This window comes from Psychrobacter sp. GW64-MNA-CIBAN-0177 (assembly GCF_040309585.1).
GTDB classification, from domain to species: Bacteria; Pseudomonadota; Gammaproteobacteria; order Pseudomonadales; family Moraxellaceae; genus Psychrobacter; species Psychrobacter okhotskensis.
In genome coordinates this window covers 1-251 of the sequence record NZ_JBEOOY010000458.1, presented here as the reverse complement: position 1 = coordinate 251, position 251 = coordinate 1, and the positions used below count along the sequence as shown (strand labels likewise).

The window sequence follows — 251 nt, the reverse complement described above, 5'->3', positions numbered from 1 at the left end:
GGTGCAACTTGGTGCGTTGCAGCTCGCGCTCCAGGTTGCTCATGATCGCGTTTTCGGCCTGGCTGACGGCGTCGATGTCGGGCAGCAACGGGTCGACGGCGGTTTCCTGGAAGATCACCAGCACGTAGTCGTTTTCGGTCGCTTCATCGCGGTAGGGGCGGGCGCTGATGTCCACCAGGAAGGGGCCTTGCTCGCGTTGGATGCGGATCTTGCGCGAAGACACCGGGTTATTCGATTGCTGGACCTGGAAC

Annotated in this window: 1 protein-coding gene; it reads right to left on the bottom strand. The window is 61.8% G+C overall.

Going from position 1 to position 251, the window contains the following annotated elements:
• A partial coding sequence (locus AAEY79_RS15835; RefSeq protein ID WP_352289603.1) for a hypothetical protein occupies positions 1 to 251 on the bottom strand: 251 nt, incomplete at both ends.